The 26,999-nt window shown below is 47.4% G+C and carries 26 protein-coding genes and 2 pseudogenes; 25 read left to right on the forward strand and 3 right to left on the reverse strand.

The annotated features are described in order from the left end of the window. Positions 1-29: 29 nt before the first annotated feature. Both EXW96_RS07125 and EXW96_RS07130 read left to right on the forward strand, forming a co-directional pair. Positions 30-908: a fumarylacetoacetate hydrolase family protein gene (locus EXW96_RS07125; RefSeq protein ID WP_054818809.1), complete on the forward strand. Its 879-nt coding sequence runs from the start codon at positions 30-32 to the stop codon at positions 906-908. 16 nt (positions 909-924) lie between these two features. Next, the gene (locus EXW96_RS07130; RefSeq protein ID WP_054818810.1) at positions 925-1,710 is read left to right on the forward strand and encodes an SDR family oxidoreductase; all 786 of its coding nucleotides are present in this window, start codon (positions 925-927) and stop codon (positions 1,708-1,710) included. 8 nt (positions 1,711-1,718) lie between these two features. Here EXW96_RS07130 and EXW96_RS07135 read toward each other — a convergent pair whose 3' ends face one another. Continuing rightward, on the reverse strand, positions 1,719-2,342 hold the full coding sequence (locus EXW96_RS07135) for a FadR/GntR family transcriptional regulator (RefSeq protein WP_174350220.1): 624 nt from the start codon (positions 2,340-2,342) through the stop codon (positions 1,719-1,721). 124 nt (positions 2,343-2,466) lie between these two features. On the opposite strand from EXW96_RS07135, the gene EXW96_RS07140 reads away from it, so the two are divergent. The 21 genes and pseudogenes from EXW96_RS07140 (at position 2,467) to EXW96_RS07245 (ending at position 21,382) form a co-directional block, all read left to right on the forward strand. Continuing rightward, positions 2,467-2,787 (forward strand): UxaA family hydrolase, encoded by a 321-nt coding sequence (locus tag EXW96_RS07140; protein WP_174350221.1) that lies wholly within the window; start codon positions 2,467-2,469, stop codon positions 2,785-2,787. After that, entirely contained in the window at positions 2,777-3,946 is a 1,170-nt protein-coding gene (locus EXW96_RS07145) for a UxaA family hydrolase (RefSeq protein ID WP_174350222.1), read from the forward strand. Before EXW96_RS07140 ends, EXW96_RS07145 begins: the two co-directional genes overlap by 11 nt. Before the next feature lie 25 nt (positions 3,947-3,971). After that, positions 3,972-4,991, forward strand: coding sequence for a tripartite tricarboxylate transporter substrate binding protein (locus tag EXW96_RS07150; protein ID WP_062409128.1), 1,020 nt, complete (start codon positions 3,972-3,974; stop codon positions 4,989-4,991). A gap of 73 nt (positions 4,992-5,064) precedes the next feature. After that, on the forward strand, positions 5,065-5,523 hold the full coding sequence (locus EXW96_RS07155; protein ID WP_062409127.1) for a tripartite tricarboxylate transporter TctB family protein: 459 nt from the start codon (positions 5,065-5,067) through the stop codon (positions 5,521-5,523). Positions 5,524-5,537: 14 nt separating this feature from the next. Beyond that, a complete protein-coding gene (locus EXW96_RS07160) occupies positions 5,538-7,034 on the forward strand; it encodes a tripartite tricarboxylate transporter permease (RefSeq protein ID WP_062409126.1) in 1,497 nt (498 codons plus the stop codon). Between the two features lie 26 nt (positions 7,035-7,060). Beyond that, complete coding sequence (locus tag EXW96_RS07165) at positions 7,061-8,341, forward strand: nickel pincer cofactor-dependent isomerase, group 22 (RefSeq protein WP_174350223.1); 1,281 nt, start codon at positions 7,061-7,063, stop codon at positions 8,339-8,341. 273 nt (positions 8,342-8,614) lie between these two features. After that, positions 8,615-9,829, forward strand: a complete 1,215-nt coding sequence (locus EXW96_RS07170; protein WP_062409124.1) for a CaiB/BaiF CoA transferase family protein — start codon at positions 8,615-8,617, stop codon at positions 9,827-9,829. After that, entirely contained in the window at positions 9,829-10,614 is a 786-nt protein-coding gene (locus EXW96_RS07175; protein WP_174350224.1) for an enoyl-CoA hydratase-related protein, read from the forward strand. The genes EXW96_RS07170 and EXW96_RS07175 overlap by 1 nt, the downstream gene beginning before the upstream one ends. A 16-nt stretch (positions 10,615-10,630) precedes the next feature. Beyond that, positions 10,631-11,041: a PaaI family thioesterase gene (locus EXW96_RS07180; RefSeq protein ID WP_062409122.1), complete on the forward strand. Its 411-nt coding sequence runs from the start codon at positions 10,631-10,633 to the stop codon at positions 11,039-11,041. A gap of 15 nt (positions 11,042-11,056) precedes the next feature. Then, the gene (locus tag EXW96_RS07185) at positions 11,057-12,085 is read left to right on the forward strand and encodes a tripartite tricarboxylate transporter substrate binding protein (RefSeq protein ID WP_074727505.1); all 1,029 of its coding nucleotides are present in this window, start codon (positions 11,057-11,059) and stop codon (positions 12,083-12,085) included. Between the two features lie 5 nt (positions 12,086-12,090). Next, positions 12,091-12,534, forward strand: coding sequence for a tripartite tricarboxylate transporter TctB family protein (locus EXW96_RS07190; RefSeq protein ID WP_249929589.1), 444 nt, complete (start codon positions 12,091-12,093; stop codon positions 12,532-12,534). Between the two features lie 21 nt (positions 12,535-12,555). Further along, positions 12,556-14,061, forward strand: coding sequence for a tripartite tricarboxylate transporter permease (locus EXW96_RS07195; protein ID WP_062409119.1), 1,506 nt, complete (start codon positions 12,556-12,558; stop codon positions 14,059-14,061). Between the two features lie 149 nt (positions 14,062-14,210). Then, a complete protein-coding gene (locus tag EXW96_RS07200) occupies positions 14,211-14,885 on the forward strand; it encodes a GntR family transcriptional regulator (protein ID WP_174350225.1) in 675 nt (224 codons plus the stop codon). 282 nt (positions 14,886-15,167) lie between these two features. Beyond that, complete coding sequence (locus EXW96_RS07205; RefSeq protein ID WP_174350226.1) at positions 15,168-15,404, forward strand: lamin tail domain-containing protein; 237 nt, start codon at positions 15,168-15,170, stop codon at positions 15,402-15,404. A 49-nt stretch (positions 15,405-15,453) separates the two neighbouring features. Further along, on the forward strand, positions 15,454-15,636 hold the full coding sequence (locus EXW96_RS07210) for a hypothetical protein (protein ID WP_309225055.1): 183 nt from the start codon (positions 15,454-15,456) through the stop codon (positions 15,634-15,636). Between the two features lie 87 nt (positions 15,637-15,723). After that, positions 15,724-16,230, forward strand: a complete 507-nt coding sequence (locus EXW96_RS07215; protein ID WP_062409111.1) for a TRAP transporter small permease — start codon at positions 15,724-15,726, stop codon at positions 16,228-16,230. 28 nt (positions 16,231-16,258) lie between these two features. Further along, positions 16,259-17,542: a TRAP transporter large permease gene (locus EXW96_RS07220; protein WP_174350227.1), complete on the forward strand. Its 1,284-nt coding sequence runs from the start codon at positions 16,259-16,261 to the stop codon at positions 17,540-17,542. Between the two features lie 34 nt (positions 17,543-17,576). After that, the gene (locus tag EXW96_RS07225; protein WP_174350228.1) at positions 17,577-18,335 is read left to right on the forward strand and encodes an SDR family NAD(P)-dependent oxidoreductase; all 759 of its coding nucleotides are present in this window, start codon (positions 17,577-17,579) and stop codon (positions 18,333-18,335) included. A gap of 367 nt (positions 18,336-18,702) precedes the next feature. Continuing rightward, complete coding sequence (locus EXW96_RS07235) at positions 18,703-19,161, forward strand: GntR family transcriptional regulator (protein WP_217437280.1); 459 nt, start codon at positions 18,703-18,705, stop codon at positions 19,159-19,161. Between the two features lie 444 nt (positions 19,162-19,605). Next, positions 19,606-20,656: pseudogene (locus EXW96_RS07240) on the forward strand (TRAP transporter substrate-binding protein). A gap of 144 nt (positions 20,657-20,800) precedes the next feature. Beyond that, positions 20,801-21,382, forward strand: coding sequence for a TRAP transporter small permease (locus EXW96_RS07245; RefSeq protein ID WP_062409106.1), 582 nt, complete (start codon positions 20,801-20,803; stop codon positions 21,380-21,382). Between the two features lie 165 nt (positions 21,383-21,547). On the opposite strand, the gene EXW96_RS07250 is transcribed toward EXW96_RS07245, so the two are convergent. Next, positions 21,548-22,912, reverse strand: coding sequence for an ISNCY family transposase (locus EXW96_RS07250; protein ID WP_074730239.1), 1,365 nt, complete (start codon positions 22,910-22,912; stop codon positions 21,548-21,550). Positions 22,913-23,178: 266 nt separating this feature from the next. Further along, positions 23,179-24,543 (reverse strand): ISNCY family transposase, encoded by a 1,365-nt coding sequence (locus tag EXW96_RS07255; RefSeq protein ID WP_074730239.1) that lies wholly within the window; start codon positions 24,541-24,543, stop codon positions 23,179-23,181. A gap of 169 nt (positions 24,544-24,712) precedes the next feature. Here EXW96_RS07255 and EXW96_RS07260 point away from each other — a divergent pair. Then, positions 24,713-25,921 (forward strand): annotated as a pseudogene (locus tag EXW96_RS07260) (TRAP transporter large permease); the annotation flags it as partial. 58 nt (positions 25,922-25,979) lie between these two features. Further along, the gene (locus tag EXW96_RS07265; protein ID WP_062409104.1) at positions 25,980-26,990 is read left to right on the forward strand and encodes a zinc-dependent alcohol dehydrogenase; all 1,011 of its coding nucleotides are present in this window, start codon (positions 25,980-25,982) and stop codon (positions 26,988-26,990) included. The last annotated feature ends 9 nt before the right edge of the window (positions 26,991-26,999 follow it).

The following is a 26,999-nucleotide window of genomic DNA, read 5'->3' on the forward strand; positions in this document are numbered from 1 at the left end:
TAGCATGATGAAAAAGGAGAGGATAAGCAATGCGTCTTGCAACAGTGAAGAAAAATGGAGCTGAAGTGGCTGCGGTTGTTACAAAAGCAGGGGTTGTACCGGTGGAAACCGTAAATCAAAGGTTCAACCAACATTGGTCCACCAGTCTTTTTGAAATCATTCAAACCAATCAATTGGACGAAATGAAACATTGGTATCAAAACGGAGGCAAGCAGCAGTTGGAAAGGATAGAAAGCGATGCGATTCCTGCGGATCAGGTGGAATACGGGCCGCTTTATCGCCACCCGCGAAAAATTTGGGGCATTGGACTCAACTATGTCGAACACGCCGCCGATCTTCATGAAAAAGCGCCAAATACGGAACCTGCCAGCTTTATGAAGCCGGATACTGCGATTATTGGCCCTGGCGATACCATCGAAATTCCATTCCAATCCGACCGTACAACAGCGGAGTCGGAATTGGGAATTATTATCGGCAAAGCATGTAAGAATGTATCCGAGGAGGAAGCGCAAAGCGTCATTGCAGGTTTTACGACCATTATCGATATGACAGCTGAAGATATATTGGCGCAAAATCCCCGCTATCTTACTCGTTCGAAGAGCTTTGACACCTTCTTCAGCTTCGGTCCGCATTTGGTGACTCCGGATGAAGTGGATGAAGTGCTCGATTTGAATGTATCGACTGTCATCAATGGCAGAATTCACCGGAAAAACGTAGTTTCCAATATGACTTTCCGTCCCTGGTACCTCGTATCCTTCCATTCCAAAGTCATGAAGCTGCTGCCTGGAGACATTATTTCCACCGGAACCCCGGGAGCTGTCGTTATTCGGGACGGCGATGTCGTAGAATGCCATATTGACGGTTTTGAAAAATTGGTTAATCCGGTAACGGATTTGAAGGTCAAATAGGAAGGGGAAGAGCTTCATGGATTTGAATTTACAAGGAAAAGCCGCTTTAGTCGTCGCCTCGAGCCAGGGCTTGGGAAAGGCGGTCGCCGCCGAACTGGTGAAAGAAGGCGCACACGTCATGCTGACAAGCCGTAATCCGGAAAAATTGCAGGCGGTTCATAAAGAACTCGAGCAGCTGGGAAAAGGAAAGGTGGCCTGGCAACCTGCCGATATTACCAGTGCCGAATCGATCAAAAATCTTGTCCAAGCCACTCGTGAAACATTCGGAAAAATCGACATTCTGATCAATAATGCAGGCGGGCCTCCCGGAGGATCGTTTGAACAGTTTTCTGATGAAGACTGGCAGAAAGCCTTTGAACTCAATCTTTTAAGCTATATCCGGATCATTCGGGAAGTGCTGCCCGATTTGAAGCAGGCAGGCGGGCGTATTGTCAATTTGGCATCCTCTTCCATTAAGATACCGATTCCGGGATTAATTCTCTCCAATACTTTCCGTACGGGAATCGTCGGATTAACCAAGACCCTGGCCGAAGAACTGGCACCCTACCATATTCTCGTCAATACGGTTGCGCCTGGGCGTATTGCAACGGATCGCGTCGCTTTTCTCGATGAATTGAAGGCGAAAAAGACCGGACAAACTCGGGAGCAGGTAGAAGAACAGTCCAAGAAGCAAATTCCATTAGGCCGTTACGGTACCCCGGAAGAATTTGCGAAGGTGGTTGTTTTTCTGGTATCTGACGCCAGCACCTACATGACGGGCAGCTCCATCCTCATTGACGGCGGAATGATTAAATCGATCTAGGAAGCTGTTTACAGAAAGGATATATGTTCAGATAATAAATTTATTAGTTTTTTGAGTTTATGGATATCGGAAGCATGGTAAGCATCGATGATTTCCTGCATTTCAAAAGGCGCGCTTGTTTCGGGCAAATCTCCGGATTGCAGGACGAGCCCGAAGGTTTCGGAAAACAGAACGAAAAAGTAAGGATTTTCCAATGATTCCCCTAAACCGGTAATGAAAAACAGCAGGTTTTCCCAGAATGTTTTCCCGCTTAAAACGTTACTATAGCGGACGTGATGTTGAATCGACAGCATAAGAACGGTTTCCGCGCACATAAGGGCGATCTCAAAATAATGGCGCAAAGCTTGTGGTTCAAGTTTTTGCCCGATCACCCGGTCAGGGATGAGAAAGGGAGGAGGATCGGATACAAAAGTTCCTTCCCCTTGCTTCGAATCCAGAAAACGGAGCAGCTCCAGCACCCGTATGCCTTCGCGCACAGAGGAACGGCTGACTTGAAGCAGCTCGCTTAACTGCCTTTCGGTGGGCAGCTTGGATCCCGGCTCCAACTGCTCTGCCTGAATATAATCGGCTATTTGCCTGGCAACTTGCTCGAACATCCGCGGTGAAGCTTTGACATTGTAACTTTTTTTCATATCGACATTACCCCGTCATATTAATGTAAATATAATACCATTGAATTGGATTTAATCCCACATGTCATTCTTTTGTTCATTCATAGGTCGGACCATCATAAATTATTCAGATAGGAGTAGGCGTATGGACGATGTAAAGCTTGCCGCAAGCCATGAAGAGAAAGCAGCGCTTGTCATAGACCCGAAAGACAACACAGCTGTTGCTTTGACGGATTTGAGCAAAGGAGATCTTTGCATAGTCAGAAAAGAGAACCGGGAGGAATCGATTGTTGTTCTTGAGGATATCCCCTTTGGTCACAAAATCGCTTTGCAGCCCATTGGCAGGGACGAAAGCGTTTATAAGTACGGCGAGGAAATCGGGAAAATGAAAGTTCCGGTTCAAAAAGGCGGTTGGATACACAGCCACAATATGTATTGCGAAAGGGGAATGAAGCATGGCCGATAAGTTTATGGGGTATTGGAGAAAAGACGGGACCGTAGGGGTTCGCAACTTGATTGCGATCATCCCATCTGTCTTCTGCTCCGCGAAAGTGGCTGAAAGGATTGCCTATCAGGTGCCTGGAAGCGTTTACTTTCGTCATCCCGTCGGCTGCAGCCAGGTTGGCGAGGATTTGGAGATTACCGCAAGAACATTGATTCAAATCGGAAGAAATCCTAATTTTTCCGGCGTCGTTGTAGTGGGTTTGGGTTGCGAACGTTTTAGTCCCTACGAGTTGGCGGAGGGGATAGCCCCGGCACAAAAGATGCTGGAGACCGTGGTCATCCAAAAGGAAGGAGACTCTCTGGCAGCGATCCAGAAGGGCGTTAAATACGCCAGGAAAATGCAGCAAATGGCCTCCAGACAGCAGAGGGAGGAAGCGGATGTCAGTCATTTGATGATCGGTCTGAATTGCGGGGGGTCTGATATGACATCGGGATTGGTCGCAAATCCTGCATTAGGCATTGCCTCCGATATGCTGGTATCCCAAGGAGGCTCCTCTATTCTTGCTGAAATTACCGAGCTTCTCGGTACAGAGCATATTTTGGCGAGAAGAGCCGTGAATGAGCAAGTAGCGCAGGAGATCAAGGAGATCGTCTCCCGTACGGAAAAAAAGCTTGAGCGGCAGACTCGCGAGTCCAGCAATGTGAAGAGGACTCATCTTATTTCGACAGGAAATTATGACGGAGGATTGTCCAGTGTCGTGGAAAAATCATTGGGCAGTATGAAAAAGTCCGGGAATGCCCCGTTTAGCGGTACGATTCAGTATGCCGAAACGCCGAAAGTGAAGGGGCTTTTGCTGATGGATTCTCCCGGGCACGACGGGGAGGTCAGCACCGGGCAGGTAGCGGCGGGAGCGCAGATGATTGTATTCCCGACCGGCAGAGGGACGCCGACGGGATTTCCGGGCGTTCCCGTACTGAAAATTACAGGCAACCCCAAAACCTATGAAAAGATGAAAGAAAATATAGATATCAACGCGGGTGAAGTATTGCTTGGCAAAAAGACGCTGCAGCAAATGGGAGAAGAAATTTACCGCGAAATTCTCGAGGTGGCCTCCGGAAAAATGGTCAAGGCGGAAATTTTGGGGCATGATGAGCAGTTTTGCATTACCAGAATGACTTAATTTTAAAATTAGGAAAGCAGGGTGAATGGCTGTGAAAAAATGGATTAACCTGTCTTTGGCGGTCATTTTAACGTTAGCGCTTACATCTTGTGGCGGAGGCGGAAGCCAATCATCTTCCGTCCAAGGTTCATCCCCGGATCCGGAACCGCAAAAGGAAAAATGGCCGGATAAGCCGATCAATCTGATCATTGCTTATGCGGCCGGCGGCGGTACGGACGTCGGAGCGCGCATGCTTATGCCTTACGTGGAAAAAGAGCTCGGCGTGCCGATCAATATCATAAATAAGCCCGGCGGCGGCGGTTGGATCGGTTGGACGGAGCTGGCGAATGCCAAGCCGGACGGCTATACCATCGGGTATATTAATACCCCAAACCTGATGACGGGTTACCTGGATCCAAAGCAAAAACGCAAGGAGAATCTGAAAAGCTTCGCCCCGATCGCTAACCATGTTACGGATCCTGGGGCCATCGCCATCCGCAGAGATGAGAACCGTTTTACGGATATCAAAGGTTTAATTGAATACGCCAGGAATAATGAATTAACCGCCACTTCTACCGGAGTGGGTAGCGATGATCATTATGCCATATTGAAAATGAATAAGGCCTTGGGTACCAAATTCACGGCCGTGCATACCAAAGGAGCCGCAGAAAGCCAGACCGGAGTGATCGGCGGTCATGTGGATGTTTTATTCGCGAATGTCGGGGAAGTCACGTCGCTTCATAACAGCGGCGAGATCAAGGTCGTGGCCGTGATGGCCGAAAAACGTTCCCCCTTCTTGTCCGATATTCCGACATTGGAGGAAAGCGGATTCAGCGGGATTATTTCCGGTTCCGCCCGGGGAATTGCCGCTCCGAAGGACATCGATCCGCATAAGCTGGAAATTTTACGTGCGGCATTGGAAAAAGGCATCAAAAATCAGGAACAGATCGATAAGCAAGGCCAATCCGGCCTTCAAGTGGACTACAAAGACGGAAAAGATTATATGGATCTGCTGGAAAAAGATGAGCAGGATGTGCTTGCATTAAGAGATTTACTTGGATGGTAATCCCCCTTCAGTTGGAACGATAGTGTCATTGTCAGGTCAATCCTCGCTGGCCAAATCAAAGGAGACAAAGGATGTGAGAGAATTGAAAAATGCAGGCGTTTGGGTCGGTTTGGTCATTCTCATTATTGCCGGCACCCTCTTTTGGCAGTCATTATCCTATGACTATTACAGCAATTATGGACCGGGTCCCGGATTATTGCCCCTTTGGCTGAGCGGATTTTTAATCCTTCTTTCCTTGTTGTATATTGTGGAATCGATTCGAAAAGAAAGGATCAAATTAAGTGACATTTTTCCTAAAGGTGCCGGATTAAGGAAAGTGGCTTCGATATTTGCGGCCTTCATCGTGTTTCTGATTATAATACCCTACACAGGCTATACCATCGCGAGCATTGTCATGCTGTTCATATTGTTTTTCAGGGAATATAAGTGGTATTGGGGATTAGGCATTTCGGTGGCGGTAACATTGGCGATCTTTTATGTCTTCCAATCGTTATTAAACGTTCCCCTGCCTGAAAATGTATTCGGGTTATAAAGGGGGAAGCCGCGATGGAATATTTGCTTTCGGGATTTGAAACAGCTTTCAGTTGGTGGAATTTATTGTATTGTTTCATCGGCGTTACGATCGGGATGCTTGTCGGTGTCCTGCCGGGCCTGGGCCCGACCACCGGGACCGCTGTCCTTTTGCCACTGACGTTTGGCATGGAGCCGATTTCCGCGATTATTATGTTGTCCGGGATTTATTACGGGGCGATGTATGGCGGGACGATTACATCCGTATTGATCAACACGCCGGGGGAAGCCGCCTCCGTCATTACATGCCTTGACGGCCATCCGTTGGCCAAGCAAGGCAGGGCGGGAACCGCCTTGGGTGTGGCCGGAATCGGCTCCTTCATCGGGGGGACGCTGTCCATTATCGGTCTCGCGCTCATTGGACCGCCCATTGCCCGGCTGGCGCTGCAGTTCGGTCCGCCGGAATTTTTCGCCTTAATGATACTCGGAATGACCATGGTCATCGGCCTGATGGGCAAATCGGTCATCCGCGGCATGATTGCCGCAGTCATCGGGTTAAATCTTGCCCTGATCGGATTGGATCCGGTAACGGGTGTCGTTCGCTTTTCCTTTGATCGAATGGAATTGATGAACGGCTTTGATTTTGTGCCTTTAGCCATGGGGCTGTTTGGGATCTCTGAAATTTTGATCAGCGCGGAAAAAAATTTGAAGGCGGAAAAACCGCCGAAGGTCAAAGGGCTTCTGCCGAGGCGGGAAGAATGGAAGCCGACGATAGCCGCCATTTTGCGTGGAAGCGGACTTGGCTTCATCATCGGTTTGCTCCCGGGGACGAATTCGGTGATTCCGGCGATCTTGTCGTATTCCCTTGAACAGAAGCTGGCAAAAGATCCGAGCCGCTTCGGGAAAGGGGCGATCGAAGGTGTGGCCGGTCCGGAAACGGCGAACAACTCGTATTGCGGAGGGGCCCTGATTCCCCTCTTTACCTTGGGGATTCCGAGTTCCCCGGTGATTGCCGTACTCCTTGGAGCGTTTATCATGCATGGTCTGACACCGGGACCGCAGCTTTTCCAGAAAAATCCGGACTTCGTATGGGCGGTTATTGCCAGCATGTTTATCGGAAATTTCATACTTTTGATCATGAACCTGCCGATGGCCGGATTTTGGGCCAAAATTACGATGATACCGTTCAAGCTGCTGTTCCCGATCATTTTGGCGGTGGCGGCCGTAGGGGCATACAGCGTCAGCAACAGTTTGTTTGATGTGGGTGTCATGGTGGCCTTTGGCATCGTAGGCTACATCTTCAAAAAAGTCGATATCCCGTTGGCGCCTATCGTGCTGACGTTCGTTTTGGGGAAACTTATGGAAGATGCATTGATGCAGTCGCTGACGATCTATAAAGGAGACTTTTTCGCCTTGTTTACGAGACCTCTTTCCGGCACCCTGCTGATTCTTTCCATCGTGATTATGATCCTTAGTATTCTGGCCGGGTTCAAGAAGAAAAAAGAAGCACTATCGTCGGATATTGAAATGTAGGCTAACGATATTAGGAGGAGAAAAGCATGTCGATTAAAGCAGCTTCAATTAAACTTTATCCGATTCAGGTTCATTCCCAGACCCCGGTTGTCGGCGATATTTCAAAATCGATAGAGCAGGCCGTAGAAAACATACTGCAAAACGACCGTTCCCGGCGTTTGAAGCCGGGAGCGTCGATCGCGGTAACGGCCGGAAGCCGCGGGATTGCCAATTATGTAGACATTTTGCGGAAGGTAGTGAGCGTACTTCAGTCCAAAGGATATCTCCCATTTGTCTTTTCGGCCATGGGCAGCCACGGGCGCGGGGAAGCCGAGGGGCAAAAAGAAGTATTGGACAGCATGGGAATTAAAGAAGAGGCTCTGGGCTGTCGGGTTTCCTGCTCCAGGGATGTGCAGTTGATCGACGAGTTTGAAGCGTTTGGACGGCAAATTCCGGTTTATTGTGCGAAAGAAGCGTTCGAGGCGGACGGGGTTGTGGTCGTGAATCGGATCAAACCGCATACTTCGTTTCGGGGTGACTACGAAAGCGGTTTATTAAAGATGATGACGGTTGGCATGGGACGGGCGAAGGGAGCCGACATGTTCCACAGCCTTGGCGCCGGTCACCTGGCCGATATGATTCCTTTGATCGGCGGACGCATATTGGAGCATGCCCCGATCATCGGCGGGATTGGCGTCGTAGAGAATGCGAAAGAGCAAACGGCAATCGTGGAAGGCATACCTTATGACCGGATCTTTGAAAGGGAGAAGGTTCTTTTGGCACAAGCAAAAAGCTTTATGCCAAGCCTCCCTGCCGATCAGGCAGATTTGCTTATTGTCGGAGAAATGGGAAAAAATTTCAGCGGTACCGGGATGGATACGAACATCATCGGCCGGCTTCGTATTCAGGGCGTACCGGAACCGCAAAAACCTTACTTCACCTATATCGGAGTACTCCGTTTATCCGAACCGTCCCACGGCAATGCCACGGGGATTGGGCTTGCCGATTTGACAACGGAAGCGCTGGTGAAGGAAATGGATAAAACGGCTACTTATTTGAATTGCGCAACAAGCGGTTTCGTGATTCGGGCGGCTGTTCCGATGACATTTGCCGATGACCGGGCGCTTGTTGACGGGGCATTACAAATGCTGCGGGTCGATGATGCGGCCAAGCTGCGTATGATGGTGATCCGGAATACCCTTCATATCGAACATCTGTGGGTAACCGAAGCCATTTATGAGGAGATCAAAAATCAGCCACATATCGAGTTAAATCATGAGCCCAAGTTTCTTCAATTCGATGAACTGGGCAATTGGATTTGGGAATAGGAACGGGCATCCCGTTAACCGTACAAATAGGGAACTGGAGGAAGTGGGACGGTTAACGGGATGCCTTATCCAAGCCTCGTTTTATTGGTCTTACCATCATAATGAAAACTGAATACATTATTAATTGTTGGATGCAGCCTTTTTTATCAATTTAATCAATTTATTTTATTGCAAAATATACTTCTGACCTGTGAGTCAGAAGTATATTTTTTTTGGATACGGAATACTGTATACAAAACGAAATTTTTAACATTTTGAGGAGAGGTGATTTTGATGCTGCCTTTGCATGGAATGAAAGTGTTGGATTTGACCCAATTTTTGGCAGGTCCTTACTGTACGTTGATTTTGGCCGATCTTGGGGCGGAAGTGACCAAAGTGGAACGATTCCCGGGCGGCGACGATTCGAGGAGAGTCGGGCCTTTTAAAAATGGCGAAGGCTACTGCTTTGCTATGCCTAACCGAAACAAAAGAAGCATCGCGCTCGATTTGAAAAATGAAAAAGGGAAACACATTTTTATGCAGCTGGCTGAAAAGGCGGATGTGGTAATCGAAAATTTTCGTCCTGACGTCAAAACGAAAATGGGCATTGATTACAATGCGGTGAAAGCGGTTAATCCGGGGGTGATCTATTGCTCCATATCCGGGTATGGGCAAACGGGGCCATACAGCCAGAAAGGAGGTTTTGATATCGTTGCCCAAGGCGTTACGGGGCTGATGAGAATGACCGGCGAGCCCGGCGGACGTCCCGTGAAAGTCGGGATTGCCATTAATGATATCTCTGCCGGCATAACGGCGGCCTATGGAATTTTGGGCGCCTATATCCATAAGCTTAAAACCGGGGAAGGGCAGTATCTGGAAACGTCCTTGGTCGATGCCGCGTTGGCATGGACGTTCTGGGAATCAGCGGCTTACTTTGGGGCCGGGGAAATTCCGGCTGCAACCGGAGCGCGTCATAGACGGTCCACTCCTTATCAAGCCTACAAAACGAAAGACGGGTATGTCACGATTGGAGCCGGAAACGATAAGCTTTGGACCAACTTATGCAATAAGGTTTTAGGAAAACCGGAGTGGGTCGGCGATCCGCGGTTCATCGATTTGCAGACAAGAATGAAAAATATCGACTTGCTGGAGAGCATGATAGAAGAAATATTGAAAGAGCAACCGACCTCGCATTGGGTGGAAAAATTGGATGAATCCGGCGTACCGGGAGGACCGGTCTACACTTACGAACAAGCGTTAAACGATCCGCACATTTTGGCCAGGGACATGGTTCTGGAAATTCATCATCCCATCCTGGGGGATATGAAAACCATAGGGTTCCCCGTCAAATACTCCGGGACGCCGCTTTCGATCCGAACGCCTGCGCCGTGGCTTGGGCAGCATACGAACGAGGTATTGAATGAGCTGGGATTGCAGGAAGAGGAAATCAAGGAGCTGTATAATGAAAATGTGGTATACAATAAATATCCGGAAAGGATGATCATCTGATGTCTACGAATCATGTTTATCTTGAGAAAAAAGGTGAAATTGCCACGATTTATTTTAATCAGCCGGAAAAAAGGAATGCTTTGACCCACGAAATGTGGAAAACGATTCCTTCCCTGTTGGAAGATGCCGAGCAGGACAGGGGGATCAAGGTGCTCGTTTTGCGCGGGGCGGATGAAATGGCGTTTGCCGCCGGGGCTGATATCAGCGAATTCAAAACATTAAGATCGACTCCGGAAGGGGCGAAAATTTACAACGATGCTTGTCATAAAGCGGAAAGAAGATTAGCCCACTTTAAAAAGCCGACGATTGCGATGATTCAGGGACCTTGTATCGGAGGAGGGTGCGAGTTGGCGTTGGCATGCGATTTCCGTTTTTCCGATACGACCGGCCGTTTTGGGATCACCCCCGCCAAATTGGGACTGGTATACAGCCTTAACGCGACCAAACAATTGGTTGATCTGGTCGGTCCGGCCAACGCAAAGTATATTCTTTTATCCGGCAAAATTATCGATGTGCAGCGCGCATTCCGAATCGGCCTGATCGACGAAGTCTATTCCCCGGAAGAAATCGTAAGCAAAACTTACGAATTTGCGGAACTATTGTGCCAAAATGCGCAATTTACGGTACGCAGCATGAAATATATCATTTCGGAAATTATGAGAGGCGTGGCGGAAGATACGGAGGAGACGAAAAGACTCCGGCAGGATTCCTTCAGCACGGAAGACTATCAAGAAGGAGTCAGGGCTTTTTTGGAGAAACGTAAACCGGACTTCAAGTATTCCTAGAAAAGAAGGTATAAATATGGAACAGGCTAGGATCAAATTTGAAGAAGCCATGGCCACCCAGGCAAATGATTTTGAAACGTTTTTTCTGGCGCGTTTTTTTGATTTGAAATTCAAGTACGGGGATGAAGTTTGCATCGTGGAAGCCCCTGTCGAAAATTACATGTTCAATCCGCAGGGGACTTTGCATGGCGGGGTTATTTCCTTCATCCTCGACGTGTCTATGGGACATTTGTGCAAAAAATTTCTTGGTTCGGCGGTTACTCTGGAAATGAAAACCCAGTATCTGAGCGGTGTCCATGGTGGAATCGTTACATGCACCGCCGCTTTTTTGAAGAAAGGGAAGAAAATCGTCCAGATGGAATCGAGAATGACGAATCAGGACGGAAAACCGGTCGCCATGGCGACCGCCACCTTTTATCTGCTTTGAAAGGGAGAGTTTATTATGAAAAGTGGAGTATGGAAAATGATGTTGGCTGCTCTGACGGCTTTTTCATTAAGCGCCTGCGGGGGAGCGGGCGGAGGGAACGGCCAACCCGCCAACGGCGCTTCAGAGAATACACAAACGCAATCGAAAACGGAATTCAAATATCCGGAAAAGCCGCTTGACTGGACGATCGCCTTCGGACCCGGCGGAGGAAACGATATCATGTCCAGAACCATTATCGATATTTTGAAAAAAAACAAACTGTATACACCGCCGATTGTGGCTGAAAATCGTCAGGGCGGCAGCGGAGCCACGGGTTGGGGGTATCTGAACAGCCACAAAGGGGATCCTTATCAAATCAGTTCCACCAGCGGAAGCTTTATCACAACACCGCTGCTTTCCAATACGGGCTTTGACTACAAATCTTTTACCCCGGTCGCATTGATGGCAACGGACGACATGGTGTTTATTGTAAACGGCGACTCTCCGTACAATACGCTGGACGATTTCATCCAAACCGCAAAAAGCGGCAAAAAAATGAGTATCGGAGGGTTGGGAGCGGTGAATGTGGATTACATTATCCCCCGCATGCTGGCGAAAGAAGCCGGATTCGATTTTGAGTATGTGCCGTTCCAATCTGCAGGAGAAAGTACTTCGGGCCTGCTTTCAAAAAGCATCGATGCCATGATGGCAAATCCATCGGAAGTATTGGGGCAAATTAAAGCCGAAAAAATGAAACCGCTTGCATTTTCCGGTAATAGCAGGATACAGTCCTTATCGGACGTCCCCACCTTCAAGGAACTCGGCTACAACGTGAACCTGCCTATGCCGCGCGGAATTGTTTTGGCAGGCGGCGTTTCAGATGACGTTCAGAACTGGTGGATTGAGACGATGAAAAAAGTCGCGGAAACACCGGAATGGAAAAAGTACATCAGTGATAACAGCTTGACGGAAGATATACGATTTGGGGACGATTTTGCCCAATATCTTGAAGAGACAACCAACACCTTTAAGACACTTCTTAAAGAGACGGGAGCGATAAAATAGTGGGCATGATGAAACTGGGATTTTCCGCATTTCTCTTTTTGTTCACTTGGGTATTTTTTCTGTTAAGCCTTGAATTCGAATTTTTCACAAGCTCCGGCAAGCCGGGACCCGGTCTGTTTCCCATCACGATTGGTCTTTTGCTTCTCATATTTACAGGCATTCGGGTGATGAACGATTGGCGGAACAGACGATCGGACGAAGGCAGCGAGGGGTATGCCGGCGATATAGGGTGGGTGATTCTTCTTACATTTCTGCTTGTTCTGCTCATGACTTATATCGGGGCCGTACCCGCAATGGCATTGTACATTTATTTCATTCTGTTTCGTTTCAACCGCAAACGATATGTGCAGAATGCGGTCATCAGCATCACGATTCCGGCGTTAGTCTTTGCTATGTTTGAGCTTTGGCTGAATGCGGGGCTGCCAAAGGGAATACTGGGATTTATGTAAAAGCTGTGGGAGGCGAGCAGTATGGAATTTTGGGATCATTTGCTATTGGGTTTTTCAATAGCAGTCACTCCTACCAATTTATTATTTGTAACCATAGGGGCGTTTATCGGCATGATTGTAGGGATCATCCCCGGATTCGGTCCATCAGCCGGAATCGCCATCCTTTTGCCGCTGACATTTTCATTGAATCCCACAACGGCAATCATTATGCTTGCCGGGATATACTACGGTTCCATGTATGGAGGCACGATTACTTCTATTCTGATTAATACGCCCGGGGAATCGGCAACCGTCGCAAGTACATTAGATGGGTATCCGCTCGCCAAACAAGGTCGGGCGGGCCCCGCGCTTGTCATGCAGGCGGTGGCTTCGTTTATAGGCGGTACACTCGGGGTCATCCTGATTTCCTCCATGGCCCCTTTTCTGGCCGATGTTGCCGTATCATTCGGCCCGTCGGAATATTTCATGCTGATGTTGATGGGTCTGCTGATGTTGACTTTTATGATGGGAGACAACAAGATTAACGGCATCATTTCGGCTTTGTTCGGTTTCGCCATTTCCATGGTAGGCGTTGACGTCGTATCGGGTCAACAAAGATTTACCTTCGGATCGGCCGAACTGATCAATGGCATCGACTTTATTCCCGTGGCCATCGGCCTTTTCGGTATCGGGGAACTTCTAAGTTCCGTCCATGAAGGAGCCCATCGGGAAGGAAAGAAAGAAATGATTGTTTTTTCCTTTAAGAAAAACTTCTGGCCCAATGCGAAAGATTATCTGGAAAGCAAATATACCTTTATCCGCGGGTCGCTGTTAGGATTTTTTGTCGGAGTGCTGCCGGGTGCGGGGGCTACGATTGCATCTCTGATGTCTTACTCTATGGAAAAGAAACTTTCCAGGACCCCGGAAAAATTCGGGAAGGGCGCCATGCCGGGCCTGGTCGGTCCGGAGGCGGCCAACAATGCGGCCTCGGCGGGAGCGATGGTGCCTTTGCTGACCCTTGGGATTCCCGGTTCGGGTTCCACTGCGGTTCTCCTTGGCGCGTTCATGATGTGGGGGCTGCAGCCCGGGCCGCTGCTGATGGACAGCAATCCCGATTTTGTCTGGGGCCTGGTATCCAGCATGTATTTGGGCAATGTCGTACTGCTGTTGGTGAATATTGTCGCCATCCCGCTATTTGTAAAGGTCATGCAGGTTCCTTACCGTTTGCTGCTTCCTATGGTCGTTGTCCTTTGCGTGCTGGGAACCTACACTCTTCATGCAAGTATCGTGGAAACCTGGATTATGTTGATCTGCGGAATCATTGGATACTTTATGAAGCGGAACGGATTTTCCCCCGCAGCAGCCGTCCTGGCTTTAGTCCTGGGGCCCATGGCGGAGAATACCTTGCGGCAGTCCCTGCTTTCTTCGCATGGAAGCCTGGATGTTTTCGTTACACGTCCTGTTTCACTGACGTTGTTCATTCTGATTTTATGCATACTGGCCATGCCGTTCGTCATGAGAATGATTAAAAAAGCTTGGAGAGGATGAAATTTGCCCTAAAACCGATCAAGGAACAGGGCGGCGATGAAGCAGAAGCGAAATGTAAGATTTTCCCTGACGTTATTGATTGTCGTTCTACTTATTGTTATGATTCCATTAATAAGCTTGTTTAGATAAAAGGGAGAGAACAAAAAGATATGATTCGGCCTAAAACGATCAGGGAAGTTGTATACGAGCAGCTGAAAAATAACATTTTAGCCGGGGTGTACCGGCCGGGAGAACGATTGATCGAAACCAATCTTGCGCAGGATTTGGAGGTGAGCCGCACCCCGATTCGCGATGCCCTGAACAAGCTGGAATCGGAAGGATTAGTGGAAACGCTGCCTCATCGGAGAATTTTCGTAACCAAACTGTCCAGGAAAAATATACTCGATTTCTATCAAACGAGAGCGGTTATGGAGGGCTTAGCCGCCAAACTTGCCGCCGAGAATGCAACCGAGGAGGAGCTGGCGGACTTTCACTCGTTGTTAAATGAAATGGAGGTTGTTTTTGAAAAGGAAAAAGAGCTGACCAATTATAAAGTGATTGCCGAAATCAACAACGAATTCCATTCAAAAATTTATTACATATCCAAAAACGAAGTGCTGAGAAAAATGCTGGAGAGCTTACAAAATCCGATTACTTTGATCAGGTCGACGGCTTGGACCAAAAACAGCACACGCAAGTATAGCACGTTGAACGAGCATCGGCTCATCGCCTCGGCCATTCTGCAGCGGGATGGAACAACGGCCCAGAAAAAAGCGGAAGAGCATATTTTCAATGCGTGGAAAGCGGCCGACCAGGCGTTGGAAGACGAGAACGCATCCGGGTAAAAATAGGCCGGGAAGAGTTGGATGACGCGCAAAAAATGAAACCGATTACTTTGGCCGAAATCGTTACGGCTTCGCTACGACTTGTCCTGAGCCACAATGCGACAACCCTCGCATTGTGGCTTTTTTGCGGGCTGAAATATTTCAGAATCTGTTTACTTTTTCTTAAAATTGAGATGATATTCCGCTTACAAACCTTCACTATAATCCATAAATACGCACACGTTTGAATGCGGGATCGTATGTTCTGGTTGTGCGGTAAATCATGATAAGGATGGGGAGAATGTGTTGAAACGGAAATGGATCAAATTGTTTTTAGCTTTCGCCGTCGCCGTATCCGGCCTTCCAATGGCGGGTACGGTTCCGAAGGTTGAAGCGGCGGCCGCACCTCCGTATGTGCTGATTACGGAAATTATGTTTAACTCCAAACAGCCTTCCGGGGTGTCTGCGGAGCCATATGAGTACATAGAGATTTATAATAACAGCAACAAGACGATCAATTTGAAGGATTACCCTTCCTAAAGAGTATCAGGATATTCTCATCGAGGAATGCAACAAAGCCGGGCTTGAAATTTCCAAAAAGATGGAGCAGGAAACGGAACAGCTCAAGAAAGAAATTGCCGCCCACGGCGTAACGATCATTCCGGCCAACGAGATCGACATTGCAGCGTTCAAAAAAGCCGGCGAGGCAGCTTACACGAAATTAAATCTGGTTCAAGCCAGAGATACCGTTTTTAAAGAAATGGGCAAGTAACCAGGAGCTGAAATCGTAATTCTTATTTTCCGGCCTGCCCGCAAGGGCAGGCCGGAAAATAAGAACGTGATGCGGAGGTGTGGAACCATGAAAAAACTGTATGATTACATCGGTAAAGCAGAGGTTTTTATCGTCAAAACGGCGTTGGCGATCATAACGGCATTGGTTTTTGCCACGGCCATCGCAAGAACCATTGGTCACCCTATCTCATGGGCTGTGGATGTAGCAACCTTTCTGTTTGCGTGGTGCGTCTTTCTAAGCGCCGATATGGCGATGAGAAACGACAAGCTGGTGAGCATCGAGCTGGTTGTAAGCCGCCTGCCGGTAAAGGCGCAGTTTTACCTTAAAATCATGAACCAAATCTTGATTATCTTATTTTTGGCGGTACTTATCGGCTTTGGCTTATGGCTCTCCTATACGACACGGCTCAGAACGTATCAGGGAATTCCGGGCTTCAGCTATACCTGGGTTACGCTGAGCGTGCCCGTCGGGTGCATGTTGATGTTAAGCACCACGATCGTGAAAATCAAAGAGCAAATCGCCAGAGGCTATCAGAGTGTTCAAACGACGGAAAGCAATAAAGAATTTCTGTAATCACTTTAATGGAAAGGAGGCATAAAACGTGTTATTGGTCACTATCGTGTTCTTATTACTGATGATTCTGGGCATGCCGGTAGCCTTTGCGATAGGGATTTCGGGGTTCGTTTTCTTCTTGCAGCAGCCGACACTGTCGTTCACGATGCCGGTCCAGCTTGTGCTAACTCAGACACAAAGCTTTGTTCTGCTTGCGATTCCTTTATTTGTATTCGCGGGCAACCTGCTGAACGAAACCGGCATTACGCATCGGCTGATGAAGCTGGCGTCCGTGTTGGCGGGACATATGCGTGCGGGGTTGGCACAAGTGAACATGGTGCTGGCCACGATGCTGGGCGGAATTACGAGCTCGGCGATCGGCGACGCCACCATGCTTGGACGCGTTCTGGGACCGGGCATGATCGAGAAAGGGTATTCCAGAGGATTTGCGGCGGGAGTTATCGGTACCAGCTCGATGATTACGACAATGATACCGCCGGGCATCGGTCTTGTTCTTTACGGAAGCATAGGCGAAGTTTCCATCGGCCGGCTGTTTGCCGCAGGCATTCTTCCCGGTCTCCTCATGATGGTATTGTTAATGGTCGCGGTTTCCGTTACCGCACGGAGTAAAGGTTATCAGCCGGAACGGGCAAAAGTGGCTCCTCCCAAAGAAATCTGGACGACTTTCATCGATTGCATATGGGCGTTTCTCTTTCCGATCCTGCTGCTGGCGGGCTTGCGAACGGGCATATTCACGCCTTCCGAGGCCGGCGCTTTTGCCGCCATTTATGCGATCGTGATCGGTCTGCTTGTTTACAAAGAATTTACCTGGAAAAAATTTGTGAGGACGTTGGAAGATACTGCGCTCGACATCGGCATGATCATGCTGTTAATCGCGCTGTCGGCGATCTTCAGTTACGGCTTAACCTGGGAACAGATCCCGCAAAAAATGGCGGCCTTGCTGCTGAACATTTCCGAAACGCCATGGATCATCATGCTTATTCTCATCGTGTTCCTGCTGATCGTGGGCATGATCATGGACTCGACGGTCTTGATCCTGTTGTTGACCTCCATTCTCATTCCGGTCGCCGTACAGCTGAACATCGACCTCGTTCATTTTGGCATTGTGATGGTTTTGACGCTGACGATCGGGCTTTTAACGCCGCCGGTCGGAGTGGTCATGTATATCGTTTGCTCCATCTTTGAAACCTCCTTCTGGAGATTCATAAAAGAATCCTGGCTGCTGCTGCTAAGCGTATTGCTGGTCGTCATTGCGGTTATTTTCATTCCGGATTTAACGTTGTTCATTCCGAATTTAATCTTCGGCAAGTAAATATTGTCTTTCCGTGATTAGGAGGATTCTAACATTGGATTTTTTGAGAAAAGTGGTGCTGGTGACCGGAGCAGGATCGGGGATCGGACTTGCCACTGCCATACAGTTTGGCAAATATGGCGCTAAAGTGGCAGTGAATTCCCGTACGGCCGGCCATGGGGAAGCAGCTGTAGAGCTATTGAAAAAGGCGGAGGCTGAAGGGATATTCGTCCAAGGCGATGTCTCCAATCCGGCCGATGCCGAACGTATTGTAAAGGAAACCGTCCAAGCCTTCGGCAGAATCGACATCCTGGTCAACAATGCGGGGATTGTACTGCCCGGCAGAGTAGACAACATGTCGGAGGAAGATTTCGATAAAACCATGCAGGTCAATGTAAAGGGGACATTTCTGGTTTCGAAATATGCCGTACTGCAAATGAAGAAGCAAGGCGGCGGAGTGATTGTCAATAACGGTTCTGTCGCGGCATTGAAAGGCCACACCGACAGAAGTGCCTATTCCGCATCGAAAGGAGCCGTGGTATCGTTGACGAAAGCCATGGCGGCCGATTATATCAAAGACAACATCCGGGTGAACTGTGTCTGCCCCGGCACGACATATACGCAGGCTATTGAGGAAAAGATCAGAAATGCCGCCGATCCGGCGGCAATGGAAGCGATGTTTACCGCAAGACAGCCGATGGGACGTCTCGGCAGGGTGGAAGAAATCGCGCATGCGATTTTATTCGCCTGCTGCGATGAGTCCGCCTTCATGACCGGCAGTCTGATTACGATAGATGGCGGAATGACCATGTAAACGCTTGAACGCATAGAAGCTGTACCTGATTGTAGTTCGTCTACAACGGGTACGGCTTTTTTATACCCCGAAAAAATATAAACGTTGAAATTCATTCGGGTATTTATATATAATAAAATTAATTATATATAATAACAGATTTTTTATAAAAATGATTGAAAAGGAGTGAGAAGATGAATCCGATTAATAACCAGTCAACTCGATTGGTTTCTCTAAAAGATGAGATCAAACAGAAACTGAGAGAGGACATTATCTCGAATACATTAAAACCTGGACAGCGTATAGTAGAAACAGAAATTGCAAAAATCATGGTATTAGTCAGGTTCCTGTCCGTGAAGCGTTAAGGGGATTGGAAGAGGAAGGATTAGTGAAAACAGTTAAATACAAAGGAGCCTTTGTTACTGAGATCAATCAAGTCGAACTTTATCATATTTTCTCTTTACGTACCGAAATAGAAACCAGCGTACTTGAAATTGTTGTCCCCAAATTAACAAGACGGGATACAGGGGAACTGTACGATATAGTTGAAAAGATGAAAAGCGGAACTCCGGACTATTTAACACAATCAGGCTTCGATATGGATTTTCATTCTAAAATTATTGAATGGTCTCAAATTGAAATTTATAACAGGGTATGGGGAATTTTGAACACTCATATTCGAAGGTATATTGCATACCTCCATCCAACTATACAAATAAAACCTGAAGAAGTCTATAAATACCATTTAGAGCTCGTTGAAGTGTTGGAACAAGGCGATGTAGAAAAATCAAAGGCAGCATTTAGAGAACATATCATGTCCTTTTGTAATGAAACAAGAATAAAATGAGTGATATAAATGGCTTTTCCTTTAGGAAATTCACAAGGAGAAGGCCATTTTTTTATTTAGAAGAAAAAACATTATATATAATATTTAATTTTATATATAAATATCTTGACGATTTTTGTTATATTATATATAATCCGTATTAATATATATAATAAATAGGAGATGGATTGAGAATAAGAAACGGGGGAGACAGACGCTAGACTGACTATAGTTATGATTTGGGGGAGATGCTTCATTTAAACTGCACTTCAATCGATTGAAAGCGCTATATTAACCTCTGCCATTTCATGGGAGAAGGCTTGGAAGAAGAGTAAGAATAAGCGGCCGCTAAACAGAAAACATGTAAATGTGTATGTCTAAACAATAATATGTAACCGCCATCATGAATGATGATTTGTATTTCAATATCTTAACAAGATCAATTTTGTGAGAGGAGCATTACAAGTGAAAAGTTTATGGAAAAAAGCGATTTCCGGTCTGGTCGTCTTTGGTCTTCTTATTTCGGTAATTGGCTGCGGGGGAGGTCAAAATAACAATACTACAGTTCAATCCGGAACCTCTGAAAACAAGGGAATCAGTGAACGTAAATTTAAACTTTCTGTCGGTTTAACCGAGGATCATCCTGAAGGCGTTGGCGGAAAAAAGTTCAAAGAAATCGTTGAGAAAAACAGCGGAGGAAAATTTCAAGTAAACGTATACTTTAACAACCAATTAGGTGATGACAAAAAGGTTTCCGATTCCCTTCAGTCAGGAACCGTAGAGTTGGGGATCATTTCGACCTCGCCACTAACAGCAAGTGTGAAAGAATTCGGTATTTTCGACCTGCCGTTTATATTCAACAATGAAAAAGAAGCCGATGCCGTGTTAGATGGTACGGTAGGAAAAACTTTGCTGGATAAATTGCCGGCCCATAACTTAATCGGGCTCGGATATTGGGAAAACGGGTTCCGTAACCTGACGAATAGTAAGAAGCCGGTAGCTACTCTAGAGGATTTCAAGGGATTAAAAATTAGGACGATTCCAAACCAAGTCCATCTCGATGTATTTAAAGCTTTAGGTGCCAATCCAACACCGATGCCTTTCTCGGAGTTGTTTACAGCAATGGAGTCGAAAACCATCGACGGACAGGAAAATCCCTTGACTGCTATTCAATCAAGTAAATTCTATGAAGTCCAATCCCATTTGAGCCTATCCAAGCATTTGTATACACCATTTATTTTCATTGGACAAGCTCAATGATCAAGAAAAGAAAATTTTACAAGATGCGGTCATTGAGGCAGGAAAGTTTCAGCGTGAGCTAAACCGGGAAGAAACGAAAAAGTCACTGGAGTATTTGAAAAGCAAAGGCATGCAGGTAAGTGAATTTTCAAATGAGGAAACAAAAAAGATTCAAGAAGCCGTTAAACCAGTGATTGACAAGTACTCTAAAGAGCTTGGAGAAGAGCTTGTAAAGAAAATGTTCGATGAGATTCAAAAAGTAAGAGGAGAGAAGTAAACAAGAAAGCCCTAGCTTTTTAGAAGGGAGGATTAGGGTAGATGTGAAGCGGGTGTCGTGAGCATCTTTCATTAATCCTCCCCATTTCGTCACGGCTGCGATTGATTAACAACTTGATTAAACAACTGGAAAGGAGTGATCACCGTGGTAAAGTTGATCGACAGAATCAGTGGCCTGCTCAATTTTTTTATCGTTTGTTCTTTATCATTGATGACCATATTTGTGTTCGGGAACGTTGTTTTACGGTACGTTTTTAATACAGGGCTCACTTGGTCAGAGGAACTATCAAGGTTTTTGTTTATTTGGATGATTTTTTTAGGATCGATTCTTGGCCTTAAGGATAATGAGCATTTGGGTGTCGACATGATGGTGAAGAAGCTTTCGTATAAGGGTAAGAAGATATGTTTCGTGGTCAGTAATCTATTAATATTAATTACACTTGTGTTCCTGTTTGACGGAAGCTGGAAGCTGACCATCATTAATTTAAATCAAACAGCTCCAGCTTCAGGCCTGCCCTATTTTTTCATCTACGGCATCGGACTTGTTACAAGCATTGGAATGATGGTTATTGTTTTCGCGAATCTATATCGTATTTTGTTCAATAAATATAGCGAGAAAGATTTGATTATGACGACAGACTCGGAAGAACTGGTAGGGCAAGCTGGATTCGGGCATATGAATGAGCGGCGAAACACCGGGGACAGAATAGGAGGCGGAACATCGTGACTCTGGTTGTATTTGTAGCTTCACTGCTAGGAATAATGGCATTGGGTACCCCAATTGCGTTCGCTCTGTTAATTAGTTGCTCCTGAAAAAGTCGATTTTCAAAAATAGTTTCGGGTTGCTGGCTGGGTTGTGAGGGGGAACTTTCCCTAATGATCGGTTTCCATGTTAGTTTTGGAGCATTTTTGCCGCTCTTTGCAGGTTGTGGGTCAGAATCCCGAAGCCGACCCAGCATTTTGAGCCGACAAAGCCCCGATACCTGCTGCGGTTCAAACCGTACTTCCGCTTGAGAAGACTAATCTTCGCTTCTCCAGCTGCACGGTAACGCTGCAAGTCTTTGAACCATAATTCGTTTTCGTACTCGGATCGGGCAATGCCTTTTTTGCCCTTTCGCGGCAAGCTAGCTCGCTTCACACCAAGTTCGGTAATGGCCGTTTCGTTCTTCTTGCTTGAGAAACCGCGGTCGGTCGCTACAGCTTGCGGCGCTTTGCCGAATTGCTTGATATGCGCCTGTACAGCGGGAACGAGCAGTTCATCATCCGAGGGGTTCCCCTCGTAGACAGCGTAGCCGGTCACAAAGCCGCTTTCCGTCTCGTCGATTCGCACCTTGTAGCCGAACTCAGTTCCTTTGGCCAGCTTACCTTTCTTAATCGGTCTTGCTTCCGGGTCAAAGAAACTGACGATCCGATCTGCGATGATTCGATTGCCGGAAACGACCTGTTTGGCTTGTTCCAACAACTTGCCGGTTAGCGTGACCGCCTCGGTCAGTTTGGTTTTACTTTGTCGAAGAGCAGCTTTGCCCTTGTCTTGCAGTTTCTCGATAACGGTTTGCGCCTTGTTCACAACGTTCTCGGCTACTTCGATTACGCTCCCAGTGATCCGGTCAACTTCTTCCCAAGATTCACGGGTGCGGCGACGTAGAACTTTCGCGATGGACAGAATCTTTTCCTTGATTTCTGCCGTACGATCTTCAAAGCCTTGAACAGTGTGGGAGGCGACTTTCCGGATTTTCTGAATCGTTCGAGTGATGACTTTTACGCCATCTTGCAACAGCGTAGCGTCTGTCGGGTGATGGATATCGGATTCCACAACCGTCGTATCCGTGCGCAATTTGCGGGTTTTCAGAACGGCTTTTTCCTCACACTGCTTTACGAGTGCGGCATTGATGTCTTCGACGATCTTGTCGCCGTAGCGTTTGCGGGCATAGATGAGCGTAGACGGGTCGGGCATCGGTTCGTCGATGGCAAACCGGCAGAACATTCGCCATGTGATGCTGTCACCGACTTCCTTCACGAGTGACTCGTAGCCCAAATTGTATTTATGCTTCAGGACCATAAGACGGATGTACTTTTCAATTGCAAGCGTAGGACGGCCGCTTTTCTTGCCTTTCGGGTGCAACTCAGTAAACGGTTGAAGAAAACGGTCGTCGTCCAGTAATTGATCTATGATTGCAAGCTCGACCGGCAACTTTCTAACAGATTCCGGGAGAATGGCATCCCAGATGGTCAATTGCTCGTCTCGAAGTTTCAACATTTTCTTCACCTCTTGGAAGGATTCCCGAGGGCTTCTGTTGAACTCCTATAGCAAAGGAATTCTTCCCTCGGGGTGTGGAACTTTGTTATCTCGACAATAACAATTTCCATTTTGAGGTGCTGAATTCCTTTTAATTATGCTCAAAACACCCTGACTTTTTCAGGGGAAACTAATTAGTTGCTCCTGAAAAAGTCGATTTTCAAAAATAGTTTCGGGTTGCTGGCTGGGTTGTGAGGGGGAACTTTCCCTAATGATCGGTTTCCATGTTAGTTTTGGAGCATTTTTGCCGCTCTTTGCAGGTTGTGGGTCAGAATCCCGAAGCCGACCCAGCATTTTGAGCCGACAAAGCCCCGATACCTGCTGCGGTTCAAACCGTACTTCCGCTTGAGAAGACTAATCTTCGCTTCTCCAGCTGCACGGTAACGCTGCAAGTCTTTGAACCATAATTCGTTTTCGTACTCGGATCGGGCAATGCCTTTTTTGCCCTTTCGCGGCAAGCTAGCTCGCTTCACACCAAGTTCGGTAATGGCCGTTTCGTTCTTCTTGCTTGAGAAACCGCGGTCGGTCGCTACAGCTTGCGGCGCTTTGCCGAATTGCTTGATATGCGCCTGTACAGCGGGAACGAGCAGTTCATCATCCGAGGGGTTCCCCTCGTAGACAGCGTAGCCGGTCACAAAGCCGCTTTCCGTCTCGTCGATTCGCACCTTGTAGCCGAACTCAGTTCCTTTGGCCAGCTTACCTTTCTTAATCGGTCTTGCTTCCGGGTCAAAGAAACTGACGATCCGATCTGCGATGATTCGATTGCCGGAAACGACCTGTTTGGCTTGTTCCAACAACTTGCCGGTTAGCGTGACCGCCTCGGTCAGTTTGGTTTTACTTTGTCGAAGAGCAGCTTTGCCCTTGTCTTGCAGTTTCTCGATAACGGTTTGCGCCTTGTTCACAACGTTCTCGGCTACTTCGATTACGCTCCCAGTGATCCGGTCAACTTCTTCCCAAGATTCACGGGTGCGGCGACGTAGAACTTTCGCGATGGACAGAATCTTTTCCTTGATTTCTGCCGTACGATCTTCAAAGCCTTGAACAGTGTGGGAGGCGACTTTCCGGATTTTCTGAATCGTTCGAGTGATGACTTTTACGCCATCTTGCAACAGCGTAGCGTCTGTCGGGTGATGGATATCGGATTCCACAACCGTCGTATCCGTGCGCAATTTGCGGGTTTTCAGAACGGCTTTTTCCTCACACTGCTTTACGAGTGCGGCATTGATGTCTTCGACGATCTTGTCGCCGTAGCGTTTGCGGGCATAGATGAGCGTAGACGGGTCGGGCATCGGTTCGTCGATGGCAAACCGGCAGAACATTCGCCATGTGATGCTGTCACCGACTTCCTTCACGAGTGACTCGTAGCCCAAATTGTATTTATGCTTCAGGACCATAAGACGGATGTACTTTTCAATTGCAAGCGTAGGACGGCCGCTTTTCTTGCCTTTCGGGTGCAACTCAGTAAACGGTTGAAGAAAACGGTCGTCGTCCAGTAATTGATCTATGATTGCAAGCTCGACCGGCAACTTTCTAACAGATTCCGGGAGAATGGCATCCCAGATGGTCAATTGCTCGTCTCGAAGTTTCAACATTTTCTTCACCTCTTGGAAGGATTCCCGAGGGCTTCTGTTGAACTCCTATAGCAAAGGAATTCTTCCCTCGGGGTGTGGAACTTTGTTATCTCGACAATAACAATTTCCATTTTGAGGTGCTGAATTCCTTTTAATTATGCTCAAAACACCCTGACTTTTTCAGGGGAAACTAATTAGCGGTTTAACGCTCATGCTAGTTATGGATAATTTCGATACGCAAATTTTAGCATCCAACCTGATTGATGGTGCCGACAATTTTGCTCTTATGGCGATCCCCTTTTTTATTCTGGCAGGAGAGGTTATGAACGCAGGAGGCATTTCCAAACGGATCATCGCGTTAGCGATGGCTCTCGTTGGCCATGTCCGCGGTGGGCTTGGATACGTTGCCATTATCGCCAGCCTTTTGTTTGCAGGTTTGTCCGGTTCGGCAGTGGCCGATACGGCGGCTCTGGGAGCTATATTAATCCCAATGATGGCAAAGGCGGGGTATGACCGGAACCGATCGGCTGGCTTAATTGCCGCAGGGGGCATTATCGCACCTGTTATTCCGCCAAGTATTCCCATGATTATATTCGGGGTAACGAGTGGAGTTTCCATTTCCAAATTGTTCATGGCAGGGATCGTGCCCGGTATTCTTCTTGCAGTGGCTTTGACCATTACCTGGGCATGGATTGTGCGAAAAGAAAAAGTGGAAACACAGCCGCGAAAATCAGCCAAAGAAATGTGGCTCGCAACCCGGTCTGCCATCTGGGCCTTGATGCTTCCTGCAATTATTATTGGAGGTTTGCGCGGGGGAATCTTTACACCTACGGAAGCGGCAGCAGTGGCTGCGGTGTACGCCTTGTTTGTTGGTATGGTGGTTTACCGTGAGTTAAAGTTTGACCAGCTATACAAAGTAGTGTTGGCTGCTGCCAAAACAACAAGCGTGGTTATGCTTTTAGCGGCTGCCGCTATGGTGTCTGCTTGGTTAATTACAATAGCGAACATACCGGGGCAAGTAACCGCACTTCTCGAACCTTTTCTGGATAACAAGGTACTTCTTTTGCTCGCTATAAATGCATTAGTATTTTTGGTCGGTACGGCCATGGATTTAACGCCTACGATCTTGATTCTTACCCCCGTGCTGATGCCGATCATTGAACATGCAGGTATAGATCCTGTCTTTTTCGGATTGCTCTTTGTGCTGAATAACTGTATCGGACTACTAACCCCGCCAGTCGGAACAGTGCTCAACGTAGCAGCAGGTGTAGGGAAAATTGGAATGGACGATATCATAAAAGGCGTAGTGCCCTTTTTAATTGCGGAAGTGTTGGTTCTGCTCTTGTTAACCATTTTTCCTCAAATCGTTTTGGCTCCTTTAGGGTGGTTGCATCAGTAACCAAGAACCTAAAATAAATGAAATTCTTATTGTAAAAACACATTTGGAGGCGCATGCAATGAAAGCAGGAATGTACATTGCCGAGAAAAAAGTTCAAACGGAATCCATCGAAAAACCCGTTGCAGGGGAAGGCGAAGCACTGATTAAAGTTGCCTATGCAGGGATTTGCGGTACGGATATGATGATTTTTGCAGGGAAACATCCACGGGCTAAGGCTCCGGTAGTTTTGGGTCATGAGTTTAGCGGAACGATTGAGTCCATTGCGGACAATGATCACTTCCACCGGGGGGATCGCGTAACCGTTGAGCCTTATTTAACTTGCGGAACATGCGCTGCTTGTCTTGCTGGACAGTATCATGTATGTGCAACATTAAGATGCATCGGTATTGATAAGGACGGGGGATTCGCCGAATACGTTGCCGTACCCATTCACCGTCTTCATCATCTGCCTAACAACGTGTCTGATGAAGAGGGTGCGCTGACAGAGCCGCTTGCTATTGCCGTACATACGGTTAGGCGATCGGACCTGAAGGTTGGGGACAGCGTAGTTATTTTGGGAGCAGGCCCGATCGGGCTGCTTATTGGCCAGGTGGCCAAACAGGCGGGCGCAAGCGAGATCTTTATTTCGGATATCAGTCCTTACCGTCTGCAGGTCGCAAAACAAATGGGCTTTACGGCAGTTCATGCGAAAGAAGAGGACATTAAAGAAGCGGTGCTTTCTTTTACTAAAGGTGTTGGTGCCGATATCGTATTTGAGGTTGCGGGAACTCAGGCTACAGCCAATCAGATGATTCAATGTATCAAATACCAGGGCAAAATCGTGGTCGTAAGTGTGTATAAGCAAGCGCCAACCATTGATTTAGCCGCCATGCACTTCAGAGAAATATCTTTGACAACGACAAGATGTGCAAATTCAAACGATTTTGCTATAGCAATTAGACTTATGGAGAAAAAAATTATTGATGTTGCTTCTCTGATTTCCCATAAGCTTCCGCTGGATGATATTCAGCAAGGTTTTTCAACTATGGAAAATACGGATATTTCTTTGAAAGTATTATTTCACCCGTAAAAATAGGAG

Origin of the sequence: Paenibacillus sp. JMULE4 (genome assembly GCF_013337105.1) — a bacterium.
GTDB lineage: Bacteria > Bacillota > Bacilli > Paenibacillales > NBRC-103111 > Paenibacillus_G > Paenibacillus_G naphthalenovorans.

What these genes read in the sequence shown, in the direction of transcription:
- EXW96_RS07185 (WP_074727505.1), top strand. Translation starts at nt 11,057, where the DNA reads ATGAAAAGTGGAGTATGGAAAATGATGTTGGCTGCTCTGACGGCTTTT.
- EXW96_RS07200 (WP_174350225.1), top strand. Translation starts at nt 14,211, where the DNA reads ATGATTCGGCCTAAAACGATCAGGGAAGTTGTATACGAGCAGCTGAAA.
- EXW96_RS07140 (WP_174350221.1), top strand. Translation starts at nt 2,467, where the DNA reads ATGGACGATGTAAAGCTTGCCGCAAGCCATGAAGAGAAAGCAGCGCTT.
- EXW96_RS07180 (WP_062409122.1), top strand. Translation starts at nt 10,631, where the DNA reads ATGGAACAGGCTAGGATCAAATTTGAAGAAGCCATGGCCACCCAGGCA.
- EXW96_RS07135 (WP_174350220.1), bottom strand. Translation starts at nt 2,342, where the DNA reads ATGAAAAAAAGTTACAATGTCAAAGCTTCACCGCGGATGTTCGAGCAA.
- EXW96_RS07165 (WP_174350223.1), top strand. Translation starts at nt 7,061, where the DNA reads ATGTCGATTAAAGCAGCTTCAATTAAACTTTATCCGATTCAGGTTCAT.
- EXW96_RS07215 (WP_062409111.1), top strand. Translation starts at nt 15,724, where the DNA reads ATGAAAAAACTGTATGATTACATCGGTAAAGCAGAGGTTTTTATCGTC.
- EXW96_RS07250 (WP_074730239.1), bottom strand. Translation starts at nt 22,912, where the DNA reads ATGTTGAAACTTCGAGACGAGCAATTGACCATCTGGGATGCCATTCTC.
- EXW96_RS07265 (WP_062409104.1), top strand. Translation starts at nt 25,980, where the DNA reads ATGAAAGCAGGAATGTACATTGCCGAGAAAAAAGTTCAAACGGAATCC.
- EXW96_RS07145 (WP_174350222.1), top strand. Translation starts at nt 2,777, where the DNA reads ATGGCCGATAAGTTTATGGGGTATTGGAGAAAAGACGGGACCGTAGGG.
- EXW96_RS07175 (WP_174350224.1), top strand. Translation starts at nt 9,829, where the DNA reads ATGTCTACGAATCATGTTTATCTTGAGAAAAAAGGTGAAATTGCCACG.
- EXW96_RS07160 (WP_062409126.1), top strand. Translation starts at nt 5,538, where the DNA reads ATGGAATATTTGCTTTCGGGATTTGAAACAGCTTTCAGTTGGTGGAAT.
- EXW96_RS07255 (WP_074730239.1), bottom strand. Translation starts at nt 24,543, where the DNA reads ATGTTGAAACTTCGAGACGAGCAATTGACCATCTGGGATGCCATTCTC.
- EXW96_RS07190 (WP_249929589.1), top strand. Translation starts at nt 12,091, where the DNA reads ATGATGAAACTGGGATTTTCCGCATTTCTCTTTTTGTTCACTTGGGTA.
- EXW96_RS07195 (WP_062409119.1), top strand. Translation starts at nt 12,556, where the DNA reads ATGGAATTTTGGGATCATTTGCTATTGGGTTTTTCAATAGCAGTCACT.
- EXW96_RS07170 (WP_062409124.1), top strand. Translation starts at nt 8,615, where the DNA reads ATGCTGCCTTTGCATGGAATGAAAGTGTTGGATTTGACCCAATTTTTG.
- EXW96_RS07125 (WP_054818809.1), top strand. Translation starts at nt 30, where the DNA reads ATGCGTCTTGCAACAGTGAAGAAAAATGGAGCTGAAGTGGCTGCGGTT.
- EXW96_RS07150 (WP_062409128.1), top strand. Translation starts at nt 3,972, where the DNA reads ATGGCTGTGAAAAAATGGATTAACCTGTCTTTGGCGGTCATTTTAACG.
- EXW96_RS07130 (WP_054818810.1), top strand. Translation starts at nt 925, where the DNA reads ATGGATTTGAATTTACAAGGAAAAGCCGCTTTAGTCGTCGCCTCGAGC.